The organism is Planctomycetota bacterium, from assembly GCA_016872555.1.
GTDB lineage: Bacteria > Planctomycetota > Planctomycetia > Pirellulales > UBA1268 > F1-20-MAGs016.
Map to the genome: position 1 here is coordinate 69108 of VGZO01000010.1, position 22924 is coordinate 92031.

15 protein-coding genes and 1 tRNA gene are annotated in these 22924 nt (G+C 72.7%); 5 read left to right on the forward strand and 11 right to left on the reverse strand.

Annotated elements, in window-relative coordinates; genetic code table 11:
* The first annotated feature begins 29 nt into the window (after positions 1-29).
* Positions 30-1532: a tRNA (N6-isopentenyl adenosine(37)-C2)-methylthiotransferase MiaB gene (gene miaB / locus FJ309_05290; protein MBM3954014.1), complete on the forward strand. Its 1503-nt coding sequence runs from the start codon at positions 30-32 to the stop codon at positions 1530-1532.
* Positions 1533-1536: 4 nt separating this feature from the next.
* Positions 1537-4701, forward strand: a complete 3165-nt coding sequence (locus FJ309_05295) for a bifunctional [glutamate--ammonia ligase]-adenylyl-L-tyrosine phosphorylase/[glutamate--ammonia-ligase] adenylyltransferase (GenBank protein ID MBM3954015.1) — start codon at positions 1537-1539, stop codon at positions 4699-4701.
* Here the strand turns inward: FJ309_05295 and FJ309_05300 are convergent.
* The 4 genes from FJ309_05300 to FJ309_05315 form a co-directional block, all read right to left on the reverse strand.
* Positions 4693-5364, reverse strand: a complete 672-nt coding sequence (locus FJ309_05300) for a VTT domain-containing protein (protein MBM3954016.1) — start codon at positions 5362-5364, stop codon at positions 4693-4695. The two genes, FJ309_05295 and FJ309_05300, sit on opposite strands and share 9 nt — an antisense overlap.
* Positions 5361-6278, reverse strand: a complete 918-nt coding sequence (locus tag FJ309_05305; GenBank protein ID MBM3954017.1) for a transglutaminase family protein — start codon at positions 6276-6278, stop codon at positions 5361-5363. The genes FJ309_05300 and FJ309_05305 overlap by 4 nt, the downstream gene beginning before the upstream one ends.
* A 28-nt stretch (positions 6279-6306) precedes the next feature.
* The gene (locus FJ309_05310; GenBank protein ID MBM3954018.1) at positions 6307-7269 is read right to left on the reverse strand and encodes a hypothetical protein; all 963 of its coding nucleotides are present in this window, start codon (positions 7267-7269) and stop codon (positions 6307-6309) included.
* A 109-nt stretch (positions 7270-7378) separates the two neighbouring features.
* Positions 7379-7451, reverse strand: a tRNA-Ala gene (locus tag FJ309_05315).
* 366 nt (positions 7452-7817) lie between these two features.
* On the opposite strand from FJ309_05315, the gene FJ309_05320 reads away from it, so the two are divergent.
* Positions 7818-8390 carry a hypothetical protein gene (locus tag FJ309_05320; GenBank protein ID MBM3954019.1) on the forward strand — a complete coding sequence of 191 codons (573 nt, stop codon included), beginning with the start codon at positions 7818-7820 and terminating at the stop codon, positions 8388-8390.
* Between the two features lies 1 nt (position 8391).
* Positions 8392-9291, forward strand: a complete 900-nt coding sequence (locus tag FJ309_05325) for a hypothetical protein (GenBank protein ID MBM3954020.1) — start codon at positions 8392-8394, stop codon at positions 9289-9291.
* 10 nt (positions 9292-9301) lie between these two features.
* Here the strand turns inward: FJ309_05325 and ligA are convergent, their stop codons facing one another.
* The 4 genes from ligA to FJ309_05345 form a co-directional block, all read right to left on the reverse strand.
* Entirely contained in the window at positions 9302-11344 is a 2043-nt protein-coding gene (ligA, locus tag FJ309_05330) for an NAD-dependent DNA ligase LigA (GenBank protein ID MBM3954021.1), read from the reverse strand.
* Entirely contained in the window at positions 11338-11682 is a 345-nt protein-coding gene (locus tag FJ309_05335; GenBank protein ID MBM3954022.1) for a hypothetical protein, read from the reverse strand. Before FJ309_05335 ends, ligA begins: the two co-directional genes overlap by 7 nt.
* Before the next feature lie 45 nt (positions 11683-11727).
* A complete protein-coding gene (locus FJ309_05340; GenBank protein ID MBM3954023.1) occupies positions 11728-12753 on the reverse strand; it encodes a glycosyltransferase family 9 protein in 1026 nt (341 codons plus the stop codon).
* Positions 12754-12855: 102 nt separating this feature from the next.
* On the reverse strand, positions 12856-13893 hold the full coding sequence (locus FJ309_05345; GenBank protein MBM3954024.1) for an acyl-CoA dehydrogenase: 1038 nt from the start codon (positions 13891-13893) through the stop codon (positions 12856-12858).
* 249 nt (positions 13894-14142) lie between these two features.
* Between FJ309_05345 and FJ309_05350 the strand changes: the two genes are divergently transcribed.
* A complete protein-coding gene (locus FJ309_05350) occupies positions 14143-16284 on the forward strand; it encodes a glycosyltransferase family 1 protein (GenBank protein MBM3954025.1) in 2142 nt (713 codons plus the stop codon).
* 17 nt (positions 16285-16301) lie between these two features.
* On the opposite strand, the gene FJ309_05355 is transcribed toward FJ309_05350, so the two are convergent.
* The 3 genes from FJ309_05355 to FJ309_05365 are packed head-to-tail and all read right to left on the reverse strand — an operon-like array spanning position 16302 to position 22905.
* Positions 16302-18002, reverse strand: a complete 1701-nt coding sequence (locus tag FJ309_05355; protein ID MBM3954026.1) for a hypothetical protein — start codon at positions 18000-18002, stop codon at positions 16302-16304.
* Positions 18002-20479, reverse strand: coding sequence for a DUF1549 domain-containing protein (locus FJ309_05360; GenBank protein ID MBM3954027.1), 2478 nt, complete (start codon positions 20477-20479; stop codon positions 18002-18004). The genes FJ309_05355 and FJ309_05360 overlap by 1 nt, the downstream gene beginning before the upstream one ends.
* Positions 20476-22905, reverse strand: a complete 2430-nt coding sequence (locus tag FJ309_05365; GenBank protein MBM3954028.1) for a hypothetical protein — start codon at positions 22903-22905, stop codon at positions 20476-20478. Before FJ309_05365 ends, FJ309_05360 begins: the two co-directional genes overlap by 4 nt.
* Between the last annotated feature and the right edge of the window lie 19 nt (positions 22906-22924).

Sequence of the window (22924 nt, forward strand, 5' to 3'; positions counted from 1 at the left end):
TCCGCCGGCCGGGCTGGTAAAATCCCGCCATGCCCAAGCTGTGGATCGACACCGTCGGTTGCCAGATGAACGTGCTCGACAGCGAGCTGGTGGTGGCGGCGCTGCGCCGCCAGGGCTGGGACGTCGCCCCGGAGGTCGCCGACGCCGATGCGGTGTTTTTCAACACCTGCAGCGTCCGCCAGCATGCCGAGGACAAGGTCTGGTCGGCGCTCGGTCGCGTCCGCCTCGAGAAGGAACGGCGCCCTGGCCTCGTGGTCGGTGTCCTCGGCTGCATGGCCCAGAAGGAGCAGGCGCTGGTCCGGTCGCGGGCGCCGTGGGTGGACCTCGTCGTCGGGCCGGGGCAGCTCCACCGCGTGCCGCTCCTCGTCGAGGCGATCCGCAGTGGCGGCGGACCGCGTGTCGAGGTGGCGCTGGGGCGGACGGCGGGGAGCCGTGACGAGATCGCGCGCAGCTTCGAGAGCTACGATCCCGACCGCGACCCGTCGATGCGCCCCAATCCCTTCCAGGCCTTCGTGCGCACGCAGACCGGGTGCGACAAATTCTGCGCGTTCTGCGTCGTCCCCCACGTCCGCGGCCCGGAGCAGGCGCGGGCCCCCGACACGATCGTCGCCGAGGTTTGCCGGCTGGTCGACGAGGGGTGTCGCGAGGTGACCCTCATCGGGCAGACGGTCAACAGCTACCGCTGGACCGACGGCACGGGCACGACGCGGCTCGCCGACCTGCTGGCCCGCCTCGACGGCGTCGCCGGGCTCGACCGGATCCGCTTCGTCACCAACTACCCGCGCGACATGACGGCCGACCTCGTCGCCGCGGTTCGCGACCTGCCCAAGGTCTGCCCCTACCTCCACGTCCCCGCGCAGCACGGCTCCGACGCCGTGCTCGGGCGGATGAAGCGCGGCTACACGATCGGCGAATACCGCGAGATGTTCGCGATGGTCCGGGCCGAGCTGCCCCACGCGGCGGTGACGAGCGACTTCATCGTCGGCTTCTGCGGCGAGACCGACGCCGAGTTCGCCGCCACGCTCGCCCTCGTGGAGGAGTGCGGCTTCAAGAACAGCTTCATCTTCAAGTACAGCCCGCGGCCCGGGACGAAGGCCTTCCAGCGCCAGCCCGACGACGTCCCCGAGGAGGTCAAGAAGGAGCGTCACCGCCTCCTCCTCGATGCGCAGACGGAGGCCAGCCGCGCCGGCAACCAGCCGTTCGTCGGCACCCGCCAGCAGGTCCTCGTCGAGGGGCTCAGTGCCCGCGACGGGAAGCGCGGCGGGGCCGGCGACACGCCCGATTCAATCGCACAGCTCACCGGGCGGACGCGCTGCGACCGGATCGTCGTCTTCGACGCACCGCTGCGCCTCGTGGGCCGCTTGGTGGACGTCGACATCATCGCCGCCGGCCCATGGTCGCTCGCCGGGCTGATCGCCGACGACGCGGGGGCGGCCGCTGGCAGCACCGCCTCCGCGGGCGCAGCCTGTCCACCGGCCCCCGTTCTCCACCAGATCCGTCCGCCGGCGGTGGTCGGGGAGCGGAGGACGTGACCGCGTGGTCCGCTCGGCCGCATCCTCGGGTGTCTCCACCCCCCTCGTCGTGACCGGGGCCGATCTGCGGCGGTTGCTCGGCGAATCGGAGCGGGCGACGGCATGGGGAACCGCCGCCGGGCTTCCCGATCCGACGGCGGCGAGGCGGCACCTCGGCGAGCTGGCCGCCGTGGGGTTGCCCGACGACCTCCTCGCCGCGCTGCTCACGGCGCTGGCCGGGGAATTACCGCGGACGAGCGACCCGGAGCGGGTGCTCGTCGCGCTCGAGCGGTTCCTCGCCGCCGTCCGCAGCCCGCTGGCGGCGGCGGCCCTCTTCCAGCGCGATCCGCGGGCGCTGGCGATCCTGCTGGCGATCTTCTCCGCCAGCGCCCACCTCGCCGAAATCGTGATCGGCGACCCGGAGTCGTGGGAGGAGGTCCGGGTGGCGGGGGGCCGGCCCGTCGGCCGGGATGTGCTCGCCGCCGCGCTCGAGGGGGAGCTGGCGGCGGTCGACGATCCCGACCTGGCGATCCGTGCGCTGCGTCGATTCCGCCGCCGTGAACTGCTGCGGGTCGCCTACGGCGACATCGTCGTCGGGCAGCGACTGGAGACGGTCACGGGGCAGCTGTCGCTGGTCGCCGAGACGATCCTCGACGCCGCGCTGGCGCTCGCCCTGCGCCGGCAGGAGGCGATCCGCGGCGTTCCGCGCGGGCCCGGCGGCGAACGGGCGACGCTGGCCGTGATCGCGCTGGGCAAGCTCGGCGGCGCCGAGCTCAACTATTCCAGCGACATCGACCTGGTCCTCGTGCACTCGGCCGATGGCCGCGTCGAAGGGGCGCGGCCCGGCACCAACCAGGAGTTCTTCACGCGCGTCGCGCAAGACTTGGTGCGGCTCCTCGCCGAGTCGAGCGATGCCGGGATCGGGTACCGCGTCGATCTCGGGATGCGGCCCCATGGCAACTCCGGGCCGTTGTCACTGTCGCGCGAGACGCTGCTGCACTACGCCGACCGCCAGGGGCGGACCTGGGAGCGGCAGGCGTGGGTCCGTGCGCGGTGCGTGGCCGGCGACCGGGCGCTGGGCACGCGGCTGCTGGGGCAGCTCCAGCCGTGGATCTACAGCCGCTGGCTGACACGCGCCGAGATCGGCGAGATCCAATCGCTCAAACGCCGCATCGAGGCCCGTGCCGCCCACGAGTCGGCTGCCATCGACGACGTCAAGCACGGCCGCGGCGGGATCCGCGACATCGAGTTCACGATCCAGTTCCTCCAGCTGCTCGCCGGCGGCGACATTCCCCGTGTCCGGACCGGGAACACGCTCGAGGCGATCCGCCGGCTGGCGGAATGCGCGGTCCTCACCGACCAGGAGCGGGAGGTCCTCGAGCGCACCTACACGCTGCTGCGGACCGTCGAACACCGCCTCCAGATCCTCTACGACCGGCAGACGCACGGCCTTCCGGCCGCGCCCCGCGAGCGTGAGCGGCTCGCGATCCGGCTCGGTGAAGGGGCCGGGCCCGACGGCGCGCGGAGGCTCACCGAGAGCATCGCCGGGGCGATGACGCTCACCCGGCGGATCGTCGATCACCTCCTCGACGACGCCTTTCCCGACGACCGCGCGCCGGCCCCCGAGGTCGATCTGCTCCTCGATCCCGACCCTGCCGCCGAGACGGTGGAGCGCCTCCTCGCCGGCCACGGCTTCGCCGACGTCGCCGGCGCTTGGGCGGCGCTGAAGTCGCTCGCCGAGGAGCGCGTGCCGTTCCTCTCCAGCCCGCGCTGCCGCCATTTCCTCGCGGCCAGCGCTCCGCGCCTCCTCACGACGATCGCCGCGACGCCCGATCCCGACGCCACGCTCGCCACGCTGGTGGCGGTCGCCGATTCGCTCGGCGGCAAGGGGGTGTTGTGGGAACTGTTCAGCGTCCATCCACCGTCGCTCGACCTGACGGTGCGGCTGTGCGCCTCGAGCCCGTACCTCGCCGGTCTCCTCGTCGCCCATCCGGGGATGATCGACGAATTGCTCGACGGGCTGATGATCGACGAGCCCTCCGGGCCGGCGCCTCTCGAGGCCGAGCTCCGCGCGCTGTGCCGCGGTGCCGTCGATGCCGAGCCGATCCTCCATGCCTTCAAGGTCTCGCGCCAGTTGCAGATCGGCGTCCGCGACATCCTCGGCCGGGGCGACGTGGGGACGGTGACCACCGCGCTGGCGGCGATCCCGGAGGCGATCCTCCGCGTCGTCGTGCCGCGCGAGGAGGAGCGGCTCGGGGAGCGGCTCGGGGAGCCGCTTGTCACCGGCGGCGTACGCGAGGGACAGCGGGCCGAAGTCGTGCTGATCGGTCTGGGAAAGTTCGGCGGCGCCGAGATGAACTACGCCAGTCCGGTCGACGTCATGTTTCTCTACGACCACGATGGCCATTCGTTTCCCCAGCGCCGTGGCCGGCGCTCGACGGAGACCACGACCAACGCCCACTTCTTCGGCGAGTTGGCGCAGCGCGTGACGCGATCGTTCAACCGCTCGACCGCCCACGGCCGGCTCTACGAACTGCGCCCCGCGGGGCGCGGTGCCCCCGCGGCGCTGTCGCTCGGCGAGCTGGAACGGGCGCTCGCCCCCGACGGGCCGGCGACGCCGGCCGAGCGGCAGGCTCTGCTCAAGGCCCGGGTGGTGATCGGCGGGGAGGCGGCCGCCGTGCGGGTCCGCTCGATCATCGACACCGCCTGCTACGGTCATCCCTGGAGCGCCGCCGACGTCGCGGCGCTGCGGGGGGTGCGGCACCGTGCCGAGGAGGGGGCGGCGCCGGCCAATCTCGAGCGCGGTCCCGGAGGGCTCGTCGACATCGAGGCGGTCGTCCATCTGTTGCAGCTCGTGCACGGCGGCGCCGATCCGTCGCTGCGCACGCCGCGGACGGCCGAGGCGCTCCCGGCGCTGCACCGTGCCGGCCATCTCGACGCCGGGGAATGTTCCGTGCTGGCCGCCGCGGAACGGCGCCTCCGGCTGGTCACGGGGCGGCTGTGGTTGGTCGGTTCCACGACGCGCCACGAAATCCCGGCCGCTCCCGCCGAGCAGCGCCGGCTCGCCCACCTCCTCGGGGCCGCCGATGCGACGTCGCTGCGCGTTGAGGTGGATATCCTCACCGCGGCCGTGCGGCGCGTGTTCGAGGCGGTGTTCGCGCGGACGGAGGCGAAACTGGCCTCACGTTGACCGCACGGGCGCGCGGCGGTGCCATGCCCACCAGGTCGCGGCGGCCGGCAGCAGCAGCGCCGCGATCGCCGCCGTCTCGACCCCTCCCCAGCGACGCCCCACGGCCCCCGCCACCGACCAGGCGAGGGCCACGGCGAGATTGCCGGCGGCCGCTGCCGGGAGAAACTCCGCGAACCGCATCCCGGTGGCACCGCCGAGCAGGGCCGTCGCCTCCGCCAGCAGGGGCAGCGGTCGCGTCAGCAGCACGAGCCCGGGGCCGAGGCGCGACTGCCGGTCGACGAGGGCCGCCCGCTCGTCGTCGGGGAGCCGGGCGAGGGCGCGGGTTCCGACGAGGCGCCCGAGGGCCCAGCCGGCGACGCTCCCGAGCGTCATCCCCGCCCAGCCGCAGGCGGTCGCCAGTGGCACGCCGAGTACGGCACCGGCGAGGGTGGCGACGACGCTCGAAGGCACCGGCAGGAGGATGTCGGCGGCGAGGACCGCGACTTCGGTGGCTGCCAGTGCGAGTGCCGGCGGATCGGTGGCGAGCCACTCCTCGACGGCGCGGTCGAGGCGAACACCGAGCAGCAGCAGCGGCAGCGCGGGCACGGCGACGGCCGCGACCACGGCGATCACCAGCAGCCGTGTCGTGCGGGGCATGTCCGGTTCCTGGCGATCGACGGTCATACCCGCCGCACGTCGACCGCGACCTGCAGGCGGTGCTGCCCGCCGCCGACGTACACCCCCTTGATCGGGCAGACGTCGCCGTAATCACGGCCCCACGCGACCGTCACGTGGCGACCGCCGACGAGGCAGTCGTTGGTGGGATCGACGTCCACCCAGCCCGCCCGGCCGCCCCAGCACGACAGCCAGGCATGCGACGCGTCGGCGCCGACGAGTGCCGCGCCGTCACCGCCGGCGGTGGTGCCGCTGGCGATGTAGCCGCTGACGTACCGGGTCGGCAGGCCCAGCGCGCGGAGGCAGGCGATCTGCAGGTGGGCGAAATCCTGGCAGACCCCGCGACGCAGGGCGAACACCTGCTCGACCGGGGTGCTCACGGTCGTCGCGCCCGGATCGTAGGCGAAGTCGCGGTGGATCCGCCGGGTGAGATCCTCGAGGCCGGCACGCCACGAACGCCCCGGGGGAAACGACTCCGCCGCCCACGCGGTCACCGCGTCGTGTCGCCGGACGAGCGGCGAATCGAGCCGCATGCCGCGCAGCGACGGTCCCTCGGGGCCGGTGCGGCCGACCGCCAGCGCCGCCACGTCCTCCCAGCGGCTGCCGTCGTCGTCGGGAGCGGCAGTGGCGCAGACGTCGACCTCGGTCGTCGCTGTCACCGCCAGCCGACCATGGGGTTGCTCGACGACGAACGACCCGACGCGGTTCCCGAACACGTCGACATGCTCGGCGATCCGTACCGGTGCCGGATCGACCTCGACGCGGTGGGCGACGATCGCCTGCCGGGGCGTGTCGCGCGGCGCCAGATGGATCTGGTTGTGGCAGACCAAGACCGGCGCGGCGTAGTCGTAGATCGTCGTATGGACGACGCGCCAGCGGACGGGCGCGACGACCTCGTCGCCGGTGAATGAGTCGTCGGGCATGGTCGGCAGGGGCGGCGGTTCGCAGGGATCAGCGCTCGGCCCGGGCGGCAGCGTGCTCCGCCTGGGAGATGATGTCGACGCCTGTGTCGTCGGTCCAGGCGGCGATCAGCCGCGTGAACACCGGCCCGGGGACACCCGCGCCGATCGCGATGCCGTCAAAGCGTGTCGCCGGCAGCAGGCACGACGGCGTGCTCGTGAGCAGGATTTCGTCGGCACCACGCACGTCGGCCAGCGCGAGGCTGTGCTCGATCCAGGGGATGCCGAGGCGCCTGGCCAGTCGGCGCGTGTGGGCGAGACTGATCCCGGGGAGGGCGTCGCCCGGTGGCGGCGTCGTGACGGTGCCGTCACGGACGATCGCGACGTTGGCCGTGCTCGTCTCGCTGACCCTTCCGTCGCCATGGCAGATCAGCGCCCGGGCGCCCGCTTCGGCATCGGCTGCTTCACGGTCGGCGAGGTGGTAGTGCATCCGGCTGCGGCACTTCAGCTCCAACGGCCAGCAGGTCGCCGGCACCTGGGTGACGGTGACGGCGCGGAGGGCGACGCCACCGCGGTAGGCCCGGGCCCAGAGGGGGAACACCAGCGGGAACGAATGCACCGCCAGCCGCGGCCGACCGGGGCGGCCACCGTGCTGGGCGGGGAGATCACCGGGAGTCGCGAGGATGACGACGCCGAGATCATCGCCGGCGGGGAGCAGCCGATGATTGTGACGGGCGAGCACCGTGGCGGCTTCGAAGACCATGGCGACCGGAAGCGGTGGGGCGATCCGCGCCGCGACCAGGGAGGCGGCGAAGCGTTCCCGGTGGGCAACGGGGAGGAACAGGTGTCCGCCGAAGGTCCGGCACTGCTCTGTCACCGTGGCGCCGAGCACGAACCCTGCGTCCCCGGCCGGGATCGCGAACTCGGACCGCGGCAGCCAACGGCCGTCGACCCACGCCAGTTCACCTTCGGGAAGGCGGACCACCGCTCCGTCCGCAACGACGTCGCTGGTCACGGCGACTCACGCTGGTGAGACACGGCCGGACGGAAGGACCAGCGGGTGGGCTGGTCGCCGCCGTCACCAACGCTGACCGGCCGAAATGCGAGACGCCGAGGTTGAGAAGTGGAGGATAGGGGATTCGAACCCCTGACCTTCTGGCTGCCAGCCAGACGCTCTCCCAATTGAGCTAATCCCCCGACATGTTCGGGTGCCGCGGGTGGCGGCCGGGATTCCCGCGCCTGCCCAGTGCCCCGACACCCTCTGGCCAGACAGGGTCGGCCGACCGGGAACACCTGGCGCTGCGGCATCGGCTCGGCGACCCCTCACGGACCAACCGAAACTATCGGCTCCTTGCACGACTGTCAACGCGGAAGCATTGTGGGGCACGGCGGTCGGAAGGTCGGTCCCCCGTCGGGGCCCGGCCCGCACCCCGGGCGGAGGTCGTGAGAGCGATGGGGCGACGTTGGCCGGACGCGTGTCGGGGCCGGGGGGCGCCACCGCACGCCGTGCCGTCATCTGCCGAGCACCGCGCCGCGCTTGCGAGTGATGCGGTCCGGGGGGCGGTGACGCTGGCGCTCGCGGCCTACTTCCTCGGACTGCTCCTGTCGATCGCTGCCAACTCGGCAAGTGGCGCCTCGGCTCTGGTGAGCGCTCTCCACGGCCGACTCTTCTCCCCATGGATGGTTCCGCCGTGGCTCGACCTCGGGTTCGACTACGGTCTCACCCGCGGGCTCCCCGACGACGCCGACCATCGGCTCCTGGTCAGTGGCCGCGGAGCCGCCGCGCCTGCCCTCGAGTTTCCGGCCAGCGGCATGACTGGCCAGCGCGCCGCGCGCTGGCGCCGGCTCGCCCGGGCCGTGGCGATCGACGACGCCGATCCCTCGGGCACCTCGGTGCTGGCGACCGGCATGGCGGAGGGATTGTTCTCCCGCGTCGGCGCCGACGATCTCGAGGTCGTGGTGTCCCGCGATCCGTTCCCGGAGCGCGGGACGGCCGCCCGATCGGCGCCGGAGAAGGTCAGTACGGTGCGCCTCCGGCGTGGTTCGGCCGGACTCCAGCTGATCCGTACGTCGGATCCCGAGGAACTCGCGCCTCTCCTCCGCCCCGCACCACCGCTCGAAGGGAAGGTTCGCTGACATGGCCTTCCCGTCCGCGGGCAGCGCGATCGCGGCGGCCTGGGAACGCTGCTGGTTCGCTCCCGCCTTGCCCCGGCCGCTGGCCATCGTGAGGATCCTCGCCGGTACGGTGGCGCTCGCGCTGTGGTGGAGTTGGTCAGCCGACCTGAACACCTGGTTCGGACCCGACGGACTGCTCCCCGTCGAGGCCGTCCGAGAGTGGCGCTCGCCGTGGGGCGTGTCGATCCTCGACCTGGCCCGGTCGACCGTGGTTGTCCGCGGGCTCTACCTGGCGATCGGCGCGGCGCTCGTCTGCCTGACGGTCGGTCTGGCGACACCGCTCGCGGCGCCGCTGGCAGCCGCCGGGTTCGCCAGCCTCCTGCACCGCGCGCCGATGCTCGCCGGCCCGGCCGACGACTGCACGGCCGTGTTGCTGTGGTGCCTCGTGGTCGGTCGCTCGGGGGACGATCTTTCGGTGGATAGGCAGTTGGCCGTCGCGCGGGGTTCAGGACCTGCCCAACCGGGAATCCGCAACCGGATCGCGCTGTCTTTGCTGCTTGTCCATGCTGCCGTGATCGCCGGCGCCGCGCTGCTTGCCCAGTTGAAGGCCGATGTCTGGTGGGGTGGGTCGGCGGCGTGGTTGCTTTCGATCAACGCGGCTGTGCCGGTGCAGTTCCAGACAGCCTTCGGCCGATCGGAGTACCTGACCGATGCCGTCACCCACGGGATCACGCTGTTCGAGGCCGTGTTCGCGGCGGGTGTCTGTGTGCCGGCGCTGCGCCGGCTGACCGGGTGGATCGGAATCGTGGGCTGGCCGGTGGTCGGGCTCGTCGTCGGCGAGCCGTGGTGGGGCGCGGCGATGGCGGTGTTCGCCGTGACTGTGCTGCTCACGGCGCCTGTCGACGGCGACCGGGCCGGTTGACGGACATCCCTCATGCATGTGCCGGAGGCCGGGACGGCCCGAGCAAGGCGAGGAACTCGGCTTCCGACAGCACGGCGACGCCGAGCTTCCGCGCCTTGTCGAGCTTGCTGCCCGGATCGGCGCCGGCGACGAGGTAGTCGGTCTTCTTCGAGACGCTCGCCGTCGCCCGGCCACCGGCCCGCTCGATCGCCGCCTCGGCTTCGTCGCGTGACAGCCCCACGAGCTTGCCGGTGACGACCAGCACCTTGCCCGCCAGTGGGCCCGACGCGGCCGGCCGTCCCGCGGCCGGTTCGTCGAGTTTCACGCCATGGGCCGCCAGCGCCGCGATCGTCTCTCGCCCGTGGTCACCGGTCATCCACTCGTGGACCGTGGCGGCGATCACCGGGCCGATCTCCTCGACCGCCGCCAGCTCCTCGGCGCCCGCCGCCTGGAGCCGTGCGATCGTGCCGAACCGGGCGGCCAGCAGGCTGGCGACGCGCGGGCCGACGTGGCGGATACCGACGGCGTTGAGGAGCCGTGCCAGGCCGCGCTCCTTGCTGGCGGCAATCTGCCCGACCAGATTCTCGGCCGACTTCCGCCCCATCCGCTCGAGCGGCTCGAGTTGTGCAACGGTGAGGTCGTAGAGGTCGGCACAGTCGCGGACCAGGCCGGTGGCGACGAGCTGCTCGACGAGCTTGTCCCCCAGCCCCTCGATGTCCATCGCGCCGCGCGAGGCGAAGAACCGCAGCCGCTCGCGGACCCGTGCCGGGCAGGCGAGGTCGGGGCAGCGGATGAACACGCCGTCGGGGTCGCGGACGAGCGCCGTGCCGCATTCGGGGCACTCGCTCGGCGGCACCCACGGGGGCGGATCGCCGCGGCGGAGGTGCTTCTCGACACGGACCACGTGGGGAATCACCTTGCCCGCCTTCTCGACGACCAGCACGTCGCCGACGCGGACGTCCTTGCGGGCCACCTCGTCGGCGTTGTGGAGGCTGGCACGGCGCACGATCGTGCCCGCCAGCTCGACCGGCTCGAGGTCGGCGACGGGCGTGACGGCGCCGCCGCGGCCGACCTGGACGCGGATCGCGGCCAGGGTCGTCGTCGCCTCGAACTTCTCGAACTTCCAGGCGATCGCCCAGCGCGGGCTCTTGGCGGTGGCGCCGAGGCGGCGCTGCTGCGCGAAGTCGTCGACCTTGACGACGAACCCGTCGACCTCGAAGTCGAGCGTGTGCAGCTCCTCGATCAGCGCCGTGCCATGCTCGACGAGCGCCTCGAGCGAACGGAACGAGCGCGTCTGCGGCGCCACCGGCAGTCCGCCGGCAACGGCCCAGGCCAAGAGGCCGGTCTGGCAGTCGACGCCGAGGCCGGTGGCGTCGCCGACGCCGTGGCACAGGAAGCGGAGCGGCCGCCGGGCGCACTCGCGTGGGTCGAGGAGGCGGATGCTCCCGGCGGCGACGTTCCGCGTGTTGGCGTAGGGCTGCTCGCCACGTGCGGCCTGGGCCTGGTTGAGCGTCACCAGGTCGGAGTTGGCCATGTAGACCTCGCCGCGGATCTCGACCGACTCCGGAGGATCGGCCCTGGCGAGGCGCAGCGGCACCCCGTGGATCGTGCGGACGTTGTGGGTGATGTCGTCGCCGACGGAGCCGTTGCCGCGGGTGGCCGCCCGGGTGAGCAGGCCCGCGTCGTAGCGGAGGGCGACGGCGACCCCGTCGATCTTCAGCTCCAGGACCCAGGTCACGTCGGTGGGTCCGGCGTTGTCGGTGGCGAGCAGCTTCTCGACGCGCTTTCCCCAGGCGAGCAGGTCGGCGGCATCGTATGTGTTGTCGATCGACAGCATCGGCGCCCGGTGCCGGACGGCGACGAGCCCGGGCACCGGCTCGCCACCGACTCGCTGGGTCGGGCTGTCGGCGGTGACGAGCTGCGGATGCTCGGCCTCGAGGCGCTGGAGGCGGGCGACGAGGATGTCGTAGTCGCGGTCGGAGATCTCCGGCCGGGCGGCGACGTGGTAGCAGCGGTCGTGGTGGCGGATCTGCTCGCGGAGCCGGGCGATCTCGGCTGCCGCGCCGCTCACGATCCGCCCGCTCCGGCTGATTCGGTGCCGGCCGCTGCCGGCGCACCGGAGTCGTCTCCCCGCCGCTGCCGCTCCTCACGGAGCAGCCGGCGGGTCTTCCGGTGGCCCAACTCGTCGACGGCGATCGAACCCGCGGTGCTGATCGCCAGGAGGAGCAACTCGCCGGCGAGGATCGCCGTGCCGTGGCCGCTCATCAGGGCGTCGAACGAATGGGCCGAGGCGAGGGCTGTCGGACGCACGCCCCGGAGCACAGACACGCAGTAGCTCGCCGCGGTCAGCGTGAACGCGATCCCCACGATGCCGAGCAGGACCGTGAACGGATTGGTGCGCGGGCGGGGCATGGGTTTCCTCCGGCGATGCCGCCAGTATAGCCCTGCTTCCGGCGGTCAGGCCGCCGCCGCACGCGTTACGAGCGCCCCGGCGGCGGCGAGCACCGCCTCGGCGTCGATTCCCGCCATCGAGCGGCTGTCGGTCTTGCGGTCGGGCCACGCCGGCCGCAATGCGGCGGGGGGTTCGACGACCGCGTGCCCGGCGCCGTAGGGGCCGTTGCGGGCCGCCGGGACCGGTCCGAACAGGCCCACGCACGGCGTGCCGACGGCGGCCGCCAGGTGCAGCGGGCCGGTGTCGCTCGAGATCATCAACCGGGCCCGGCGGCACAGCTCGCCGAGATCCTGGAGCGTCGTCGGCGGCGCGAGGCGGGCCGCGCCGCCAGCGGCGGCGACGATCCGTTCGGCGGCTGCCCGCTCCCCCGGGCCCGCCCACGTGACGACCACCGGCACGCCATGGCCCGCCGCGAGGCCGCGGGCGACCGCCGCGAACCGCTCCTCGGGCCAGAGCTTCGATGGCCAGCCGGCGCCGGGATTGACGAGCACCGGCGCGGCGGCCAGCCCTTCGTCGGTGAACCAGCGTTCGATCCGTTGCTGGCTCACCGGCCAGCGCGGCATGTCGAACGTCTGGCCCGCGGCGCGGATGCCGAGCGGGGCGAGCAGGTCGCACGCGCGCTCGATGACATGCGTGGCGGACGATGATACGCGGTGGGTGGCCAGGAGCCAGGAGCGCTCCCGTCCCTCGGGGGGCGCCGGCGCGATCCGCATCGGCGCTCCCGACAGCCACGCGGCCAGCGCGCTTTTGAGCAGCCCCTGGAGGTCGATCGTCACGTCGGGGCGGAAGGCACGCAGGTCGCGGCGCAGCCGCCACACGGCGCCAGGCGACCGCGACCAGCCCCGCGGCAGGCGGAACAGGTGGTCGACCGCCGGGTGCCCGGCGAGGACGTCGGCCGCCCGTCCCTCGACGGCCCAGCCGATCGTCGCCTGGGGAAACGCCCGCTTCAGCGCCACCGCGACCGGGATCCCGTGGATCACGTCGCCGATGGCCGACAGCTTGACGATGACGATCGAGCGGGGCGCGGGCATGGCATCCTGCCGGGGCCGCTGGGTCGGGTGGAATGGCGGGGAATCTTCACGGGAACCGCCGGCTGCGGGCAAGGGCAGTTGCCGGCCGGTCGGGCCCGGGGGTCAGGCGGGTCCGGAAATACCCGCGAGCGTGCACAGCACGCTTCCGGCGACCGCCGGAGGGCAACTCCACACGAGGAAGAAACAGGCCTCACGGACGAGGCGTTCGGCGGGATGACCGACGACGAATCCGGCTCCCTTGGCGGCCGTCAGCGCCGCCTGCGTCGCCCGCAGCGCCAGGCCGGTGGCCCTGGTTCGCAGGGCATCGCGGGCCTCCGGGCCGATCCCCGTCTCGGCGGCGCGGGCGAGCTCGGCACCGATTGCCGTGGCCTCCGCGCCGAGCGCCGCGGCGATCGGGGAAAGTTCGGCGCGGTCGGCCGCCTCCCGCGCCACCATCGCCACCGCCGCCCGTGCCGTCCCCAGCGCCAGCGCGATCGTCGCCAAGCCGCCGGCGCGCGGGCCGCCGGGCGGGGCCTCGAGCACGGCCGACGGGCTGACCGCCGCCAGGCCGACGGTCGTCGTCCGGCTCCCTGACAGCGCCAGTAGTTCCATTGGCGGGTCGATCCGCACCCCGGGGGCCGCGGTGTCGACGAGAAAGAACCGGGGCACGCCGTCGGCGTCGAGGGCGCCGGTGACGAGCGTGTCAGCGCGGTCGGCGCCACTGACCCATGGGCACTCGCCGTCGAGGCGCCAGCCGCCGACGCCGCTGCTGGCCCGGACCGCGGCCCGGCCGAGATGCCGACGGCTGGTCGTGAGCTGGGAGATCCCGATCGTCGTGAACCGCTCTCCGCGGGCGAGCGCCGGCAACTCGCGGGTGCGCACCGCGTCGTCGGCGCCCTCGACGAGACGGACGGCGGCGGCCCACTGCGACAGCACCAGCGCCGTCGTCAGGCACTGCTCGGCGACGGTGGCGAGGAGGTCGAGCCGGCGGCCTTCACCCGCGCCGGCACCCCCGTGCGCGACCGGGACGAACTCCCCGAGTGTTCCCGCCGTCGCCAGGGCGGCGAGGCTGCCGCTGTCCCATGGCCCGACCGCGGCGGTCCGTCCGGCGCGTGCGGCGAGGGCTTCGACGAGACGGTGGTCGGCGCCGGCAGTGGTCAATTGGTGTCGTGCCGCGGGCGTGCTGTCGGGCCCGGTCCGCGGGGGTCGAAGCGGACCTCTCCCGCAACTATACTGCGGCCCTTCTGGCACGGTTACCCGCCGTCTCCACACCCCGCCCGGAGCCGAACCATGAGCCAGGACGAATCGCCGCGCCCCCTTCCTCCGTCGGCGTACCCGGCCGATCCCGACGACGAGGATCGCGGCACGCGACCCGCTGCGGGCACGCTCGCCCCGCCGCGTCTCGACGAGATGTCTCCCGAGCGGCTGTACGACAAATGCCTCGCCCTGGCCCGCAACCTGTGGTGGAGCTGGCATCCCGAGGTCGGCAACATGTTTCGGGAGATCGACCCGGTCCGCTGGCGCCAGCTCGACCACAACCCGATCGCGTTGCTGGCCGAATTCACGCCGGAGCGGCTCGAATCGCGGGCGGCAGAGCTGGTCCTCTACAGCCGCATCAACCAAGCGTACCGGCGACTCAAGGAATACCTCGCGGCCGGCAACACCTGGAGCACGATCCACGCCGGCGTGCTCGGTTCGAAGCCGGTGGTCTATTTTTCGGCCGAATTCGGCGTCCACGAGTCGATCCCGATCTACTCCGGCGGCCTCGGAGTGCTGTCGGGTGACCACATCAAAAGTGCCAGCGGCCTGGGCATCCCGCTGCTGGCCGTCGGGCTGTTCTACGACCAGGGCTATTTCAAGCAGTACCTCGACATCGACGGTTACCAGCACGAGGAGTACCTGCAGAACCGCGTCGACAATCTGCCGATCGAGCCGGCGCTCGGCGCCGACGGGCAGCCGATCCAGGTGACGATCGACACCCGCTCCGGGCCGATCCACGCCAAGGTCTGGAAGCTCGCGGTCGGCCGTGTCGACCTGTACCTCCTCGATTCGAACGTCGAAGGCAACAAACCAGAGGACCGGCAACTCACCGCCCGCCTGTACGGTGGCGATAACCGCGTCCGCATCCGCCAGGAGCTCGTCCTCGGCATCGGTGGCGTCCGCGCTGTACGGGCCTTGGGGATCGTGCCCGGCGTCTACCACCTTAACGAGGGTCATTCCTGCTTCGCGATGCTCGAGGCAGTCCGCGGCCGCGTCGAGCGCGACGGCTATTCGTTCGACGAGGCGATCCGCCAGGTGGCCCGGCAGACGGTGTTCACCACCCACACACCCGTGCCGGCGGGCCACGACCGGTTCGACGGCAATCTCGTCGAAGAGCACCTCGGGCCGATGCGCGACGCCTTGGGGATCTCCCACGAGCAGTTGATGGGGATGGGACGGGTCGACCCGCACAACCACGGCGAGCCGTTCTGCATGACGGTCCTCGGGCTGAAGCTCTCGCGCCGTGCCAACGCCGTCAGCGCCCTCCACGGCCATGTCAGCCGCAAGATGTGGGCCCCGCTGTGGCCGCTGCGGGTCGAGGAAGAGGTGCCGATCGGCCACATCACCAACGGCGTCCACGTGCCGAGCTGGCTGAGCTGGCAGATGCTCCAGCTCTACGACCGGCTGTTTCCCGCCAACTGGTTCCGGCGGATGGGTGAGCCGGATGTCTGGCAGCGGATCCACGACTGCGACCCGGGTGAGTTGTGGGAGACCCACTACGCGCTCAAGAACCTCCTCCTCCAATTCGTCCGCCGCCGGGTCGCCCGGCAGTGCCGGCGGCGCGGCGAGTGCGACGAGGCGGTGGAGAAGGCGCGGACGGCGCTCGACCCCAACGTGCTCACGATCGGCTTCGCACGCCGGTTCGCGACCTACAAGCGGGCCGACCTCGTGCTCTCCGACCTCGACCGGCTGATCGAGCTGATCAACGACCCCGACCGGCCGCTGCAGATCATCTTCGCCGGCAAGGCCCATCCGGCCGACGAGCCGGGGAAGAACCTGATCCGCCGGATCGCCAACCTCCGCCACGATTCGCGAACCCATGGGCGGATCGTGTTCGTCGAGGATTACGACATCAACGTCTGCCGCCACCTCATCCAGGGTGTCGACGTTTGGCTCAACAACCCGCGGCGGCCGCTCGAGGCCTCGGGCACCAGCGGCCAGAAGGTGGTCCTCAACAGCGGCCTCAACTGCTCGATCCTCGACGGCTGGTGGGCCGAGGCCTACGACGGCCGCAACGGGTTCGCGATCGGGCGCGGTGAGACCCACGCCCACGACGAGATCACCGACCGGCGCGACGCCGACGCGCTGTTCGAGGTGCTGCGGACCGAGGTGATCCCGACGTTCTACGACCGCGACGTCGACGGCCTGCCGCGGGCCTGGATCAAGATGATGATGAACTCGATCGCCTCGCTGGCCTGGCGCTTCAGTTCCCACCGGATGGTGATGGATTACGCCCGGTCATGCTACGTGCCGGCCGCCGGCGGCGTGTCGTGTGACATGGCCAGCCGCTGACCTATCACGACGGGGCGTCAGGGAGCCGGTGGGGAAGCTGCGGCCGGTTCGGCGGCGGGCGGCACGAGCGGCGAGTCCGTCCCGCGGCGAGCGGCAAACTCGATCTCCTCCTGCCAGCGGGCCTCCTCGGACCGCGCGGCGGTGGCGGCGGCGGCGGCACCATCGAGCGCCTCGCGTGCCGCGGTGGCCGTCCGCTCCGCATCGCGCAGTGCCGCCGTGGCTGCCTCGAGCGCCGCGGTCGCGGCATCGGCGGCCGCGCGGGCGGCAGCCTCGGTGGCCGCCGCGCTGCCGACGGCCTCCCGCGCCACCGCGAGCCGCTCCGCCAGCGCGGGCGGATTGGCGTCGAGCTCCCCGAGCGCCGCGCCGCTGGTGGCGTCGAACGACACGATCCGGCCGTTGAAGTCGGCGGCGACGACGGCGCGGGAGTCGTCGGTCACCGCGACGCGCAGGCCGATGTCGGACAGCCCCTCGTAGGTTTTTTCAGCCCGCCCGTCGACGGTCCACGACTTCACGCGCCGGTCGTGACCGGTGCTCACCACGCGCCCGTCGCCCGTCCACGCCACCCCTTCGACGCCCCCCGGGTGCGCGTCCCATCCCTTGAGGAGGTTTCCCGATCGGGCATCCCACAGCTTGAGCGTGCCATCGGCCGAAGCGCTGGCCAGCGCCGCCCCGTCGGGGCGCCAGGCGACCGCGGTGACCGCCCCGCGATGACCGCGGAGCACGGCATGCTCGCGGGCCCCGGCGGTCTCCCAGACGAACAGATTGCCGGCACGGTCGCCGGTGGCGAGCAGCGTGCCGTCGGGGGAGAACTCCAGCGCCATCACCCAGTCGGTGTGACGGTCGATCGTCGCCTCGACATCGCCGTCGGCGGTGCGGATCAGCCGCACGACTTTCGCCGGACCTCCCAGCGCGATCACGCGTTGGTCGGCGGAGATGTCGGCGGCGAGGACCTCGTCGAATTCGTTGCCCCCCTCGAACAGGCGTGCCGCGGTGGCGACATCCCAGACCACGACCCTGCCGCTCTGGGCGGCGATGCCTCCGCCGACGACGAGCAGTCGGCCCGACCGGGAAAAGCGCAGTGTCCGCGCCATTCCCTCCGGAAACGGCAGGACACCCGCCAGCGCGCGGCTGTCGGTGTCGAACAGCAGCACCTGCCCGCGCCCGCCGACCGCGGCGACGGCTCCATGGGGGGAGACTGCCAGAGCGGTCACCGAACCGGGGCGGCTGCTCGTGGAAAGCGGCTCTTTGGGGAGCCGCGGTGGCAGCACCTTCGGGCCCTCGGGGCGCAGGCCGACGGTCGCCAACGCCGTCATCCCCGCCGGGCGCGGCCGTGCCGGTGCCGAGCCGTCGCGTTCCGGCGCCCCGGCGGCGATCCAGCGCCGGACGATGTCGAGCGCGTCGGCCGGGATCCGGTCCGACTCCGGCGGCATCTTCGGTTCCGACGCGTGACTGACCAGTTGCCACAGGTACGAGGCGTCGGCATCACCCGGGGCGACGACCTCGCCGGAACTGCCACCGGCGAGTGTCGCCGCGTAGCCCGACAGGTCGAGACCGCCGCGCTTGCGATCGGGGTTGTGGCAGCTGCAGCACTTCTCCCGGAAGATCGGCGCCACGTCGCGCTCGAACGTCGGGGCCGGCGGGTCGGCGGCCATCCCCGCTCCGGCCGTGCCGGCGAGGAGCAGTGCGGCCGCCGCATGGACGACAGGGCGGGATGGCATCAGTGGTTGAAGACGAATTCGGGGGAATTGAGCAGCGCCCAGAAGACGTCGTCGAGCGCCTGGCGGGGGTCGGGTGACTGCAGCACCAGTGCGATCGTCTCCTGACGCTCCCGTTCGGTGGGGAGCCGGCAGTAGCAGCGCAGGAACAGGTCGTCGAGCACGGCCGTCGGCGTCATCCCCTCGGCGAGCAGCCGGGGCACGACCTTGCCCTGGGCGATCCGATCGTGGGCGGCGTCGCCGTTGAGGAGATGGAGCGCCTGCGACAGGCTCGGATCCATCCGCACCGCGCAGGTGCAGACATCCTCGCGCGTCGCCCGACCGAACGTCGTGAGGAAGTAATTGGTCGTGCGCCCGTCGGCGACCTGCACGGCACGCCCCTCGGGGGCCTGGCCAGGGAACTTGGTGCGCGTCTCCGTGACCTGCGCGAGCACGTCGAGGAGCACCTCGGCGCGGATCCGGCGGACGCCGGCATGGGAGAAATCGGTGGTGTCGCCGGCATTCGACGCCGTCGGTTCGCAGGCGCGCTGGTAGGCGTCCGAGGCCATGATGTCGCGGATCAGCCCGCGGAAGTCCCAGCCCGAGGCGGCGAACCGGCGGCCCAGCTCGTCGAGGAGCGGTCCGTTGGCGGGGGGATTGCTGACCCGGGCGTCGTCGGGCTCGTGGACGATCCCACGGCCAAAGCAGTGGCTCCAGGCGAGGTTGGCGACGTGGCGGGCGAAGTAGGGGTTGTCGGCCGAAGTGATCCATGCCGCCAGCGCCTCGCGCCGGTCGCGGTCGGCGACGCGCGGCGCCTCGCCGCCGAGGAACTTCGGCTCGACGTTCTTGCCGGTCACCGGATGCTTGACGTCTCCCGAGCCCGCGTCGAAGACGATCGTCTCGCGCGGGTCGGCGCCGCGCTTGCGGCCGATCTGCGCGAAGAACGCCGCAAAGCCGTAGTAGTCGTCCATCGTCCAGCGGTCGAACGGATGGTTGTGGCACTGGGCGCACTGGATCCGCATCCCGAGGAACGCCTGGGCGACGTTCTCCGACAGCTTGAGCGTGTTGCGCTCGAGCTGGAAGTAGTTGGTCGGCGGATTTTCGAACGTCCCTCCCGACGCGGTGACGAGGTCGCGGACCATCGCGTCGATCGGCTGGCCGGCGGCGATCCGCCGCCGCAGCCACTCGTGGTAGCGGAGGGCCCCCTTGGGACTGACGACGTTGTTCTGCGAGCGGATCTGGAGGATGTCGGCCCACTTCATCGCCCACAGATCGATGAACTCGGGGCGGTCGAGGAGCCGCTCCACCAGGCGGGCCCGCTTGTCGGCCGAGGTGTCGGCGAGAAACGCCTCGCGCTCCGTCGTCGACGGGAGGAGGCCGACGGTGTCGAGCATCGCCCGGCGGAGGAACGTGGCGTCGTCGCACAGCGGCGAGGCGTCGATCCGCAGGGCGGCGAGCTTGGTATCGACCAGTTCGTCGATCCAGCCGCGCGGCCCCGCGCCGGGGTCTGACGGCACGATCGGTCCGAGCCCGGTCGGGATCACCACCATCGGCACACCGACCGTGATCGAGTCGTAGCGCGCCATCACGAACGCCTCGCCACGGTCGCCGCTGGCGACGCGGCCGTCGACGGTGACCTTCGCGGTCCGGTCGTTGTTCGACCCGTACCACACCAGATCGGTGACGTCGCGGTCGGTGCCGTCGGCGAACCGGGCGACGGCGACGAGCTGCTGCCCGGCTCCGGCGCCCTCGAGGAGCGCCGCCGGCGGGTAGAGGTCGAGCCCCACCAGCGCCGGCACCGCGGCCGGATCGTCCGGGGCCCCGGCGGCGATCCAGCGCACGAGCGTCGCGGCCAGGGCGCTGTCCGGGGCGAAGCGTTTGCCGCCGGTGTGCGGCGCCGTGCCGACCGCCTTGCGGACCAGCAGGCTTTCCTCCGGCTCGGCAAGGTCGATCCGCCGGCCGGGCAGCTCCCGTGTGATCCGGTGGTAGTCGCCGGCCGGATCGAAGCCGAACAGGCTGAGCCGGAACCCGTCTTTGCCCCGGGCGGCACCGTGGCAGCTCCCCATGTTGCAGCCGCCACGCGCGAACACCGGCATCACGTCGAGGCGGAACGACAGCGGCGGATCAGACGACGCGGAGATCACCTCCAGCGCCACGTCGACACTCCGCTCGCCATGGGTGATCCGCACCGTCCCCGTGCCGTCGGCGCGGGGGGTGACGACGATCCCACCGGCGGTCGGCGCGAGGAGGGCGAGGCGCCCGTCGGCGATCGTCGCCGCGGCCCGGTCGGTGACGTCGCGCGTGCGGCCGTCGGCCAGGGTCTCGACGACGACGAGGCGTTGCGAATCGCGGGCCGAGTCGAGTCGCACCGTCGGCGGGTAGGCGGTGAGGCCGACGACGGCGTCGCCGTCGGTCGCGATTGCCGGTCCGGCGAGAACCGCCGCTGCGAGCGCGGCGCCGACCAATCGGGTGCGGCGGTGAACGGGCGTGGGGCGGTTCATGGGGCGTCTTTCGCGGTCCGCACGGCGGCGGTCTGCAAGGGGCGATCGATGCGGAGTTGCGTCGGCGGCATGCGGTGGAGGATCGTGCGCTCGCCGAATGGAACAGCGATCTCGAAGAGGATCGTGTCGTGTTTGCCGGGCGTGGCCGTGGCGTCGATCCGGATCGGGACGACGACTTCGGTGGCCTCGGCGGTCACTTCGACGTCGTCGGCGGTGACCCCCGTCGGCAGGCCGCGGACCGTGAGCTGGGCCTTCCCCGCAAACCGCGGCGGCCGGGTGAGCGTGCCGACGAGCCGCGCCGTCGTGCCGATTTCGGCGCTCGTCTTGGCGACGGTCATCTCGACGAGCGGCTCGATGACCTGGAGCCGGACCGGGCGGCTGCAGACCAGCGCGCCGCCGTCGTCGCGGGCATCACGGCCGCGGAGCAACCCCGTCACCACGACGTCCCACTCACGGAGCGGGGCGTCGGCCTTGGCGCTGACGGTGAACGAGCCGGTGTCGGCACCGTCGGCGACGTCGACGTCGGTCTGGGCGGCGATCCCCGTCGGCTTGAAGGGGAAGCCGAGGCGGACCTTCCCCTTGACGTCGGCGCCGCGGGCGACGTGGACGACGAGGTCGAGCGTGCCGCCGCGCACCAGGGGTACCGCCGGTGGTTCGACGTCGATACCGATCGGCGCCGGACCGACCACCGCCACCGGGAGCCGGTCGGACAAGCTGGTGCGGTAGACGGTGTTGTTGGGGAGGCCGAAGACCATCGCGGTGGTCTGCCGCAGGCCGCCGAGCGCGGCGCCGGGAGCGATGCCGGCGGCTGCGTCGGTGGCGACGACGTCGAGCCGCGACAGCCCCGTCGATTCGCTGGCGTCGGCGTTGGCCTCGAGCACGACGAACGTCCCCGCCGCGTTGCCCGCCAGCGGCGGCACCGTCGCCTGCACGCCCGCAGGCAGATCGCGGCAGAACACCTCGGCGGCTCCGGAGTATTCGGTCCGCGCCGCGTTGAGGACCAGCGCCGTGCGGTTGCCCCGCGGGACGCTGCCGGCGAGACGGTCCTGGGTGTTGTTTCGCCCTGGCGGCACCGAGAGATCGACCGCCGGCGTGATCGGCTCGACGTCGAGCCACCACACGAAGTCGGGCCCGCCACGCCGCTGGTGGTCGGAGATGCGGAGCAGGAACGATCCCTCCGCGGGGGTCGTCACGCGGAGCTGGCTGTCGGGACCGTCGCCGTCGTCGTTGGAGGTGATCCGGGTGCGCTTCGCGTCGTTCTGGTGGGCGGCGACGACCAGGTCGATCGGGGCGCCGAGCCGGTGGCCGAAGGCACGGACGTTCCACACGCTGCCCGCCGGCGCGTCGAGCCGCAGCCAATCGACGTCACCCGGCGACCCCAGCCGTCCGGCGCAACTGGCGGGGGCGCTGGCGCGCGTCGCCTGCTGCGGCTCGTCGTTGGCCTCCTCCTCGGTGACCAGAGGCAGCGACGAGACGCGGAGTGGCACCCCGACCGGCCCGGGGATCCCGTCACGGACCGGCCTGACCTCCGCCAGCCCGGCGGCATCGCCGCGCGTGGGCACCTCGACCCGCGCCGTGAACGGCCCGGTGGGATCGCCGAGCCACTCGACATCGATGGTCGAACCGGCCGTGCCCCCGGGCGGCCAGGCCACGGCAGGCACCGGGAACGCGCCGACGTGGAGCAGGTAGACGCAGCCGTCGTTGCCCCCGTAGGCACTCTCCCGGAGACGGATGAAATACTCGCCGTCGGCCGGGGCGATCGCCGCGAGCATCGCGTCCTGGGCGAGGAGCGGGTGGTCGTCCCGCTCGGCGAGCACCGTGCCGTCGGCGGCGACGATCTCGAGCGCGGGGTCGAACATCTCCTGCTCGAGGCGCACCGCGTCGACTGCGGCGGCGATCCGTTCGCCGGCGCGGGCGCTGACGCGCACGAGATCGACATCCTCGGTGGTGATCACGCCGGTCACCGTCGTGCCGGCGGCCGGGGGGGCGAGAGCCAGCGCCGTCGCCGGATCACCGTTGGGTTCGCGTTCGGCGACATGCTCCAGGGCGCCGACGCGGAACAGCCGCAGGTCCGACAGCCCCGTGGCCGTCCGCAGCCGGAACCGGTGGTTGCCAAGCGGGCAGTCGGACGGGATCACGATCCGTGCCCGGACGCGGTTGCCGTCGAGGTTGGCGACCTCGGTCACCCGGATCGCGCTGCTCTCGAAAAACAGCTCGCGGACGTCGGCGAGCGACCGCCCGGAGAGCACGATCTCGGTCGCGCTCCCCTGCCGGCCGCCGCCGGGGGCGACCCGATCGATCGTCGGCACCGCCACAGCGGCGCCCGTTCCGGTGACGATCGCGGTCAGCACCATCAACCCGATCGCGACGATCCGGGCGACCCGGGGCGCCGGCCGGGCGGTCGGGGGGGCGATCGGTAGCGTCACCTGCATCCTCCGGCGCCGG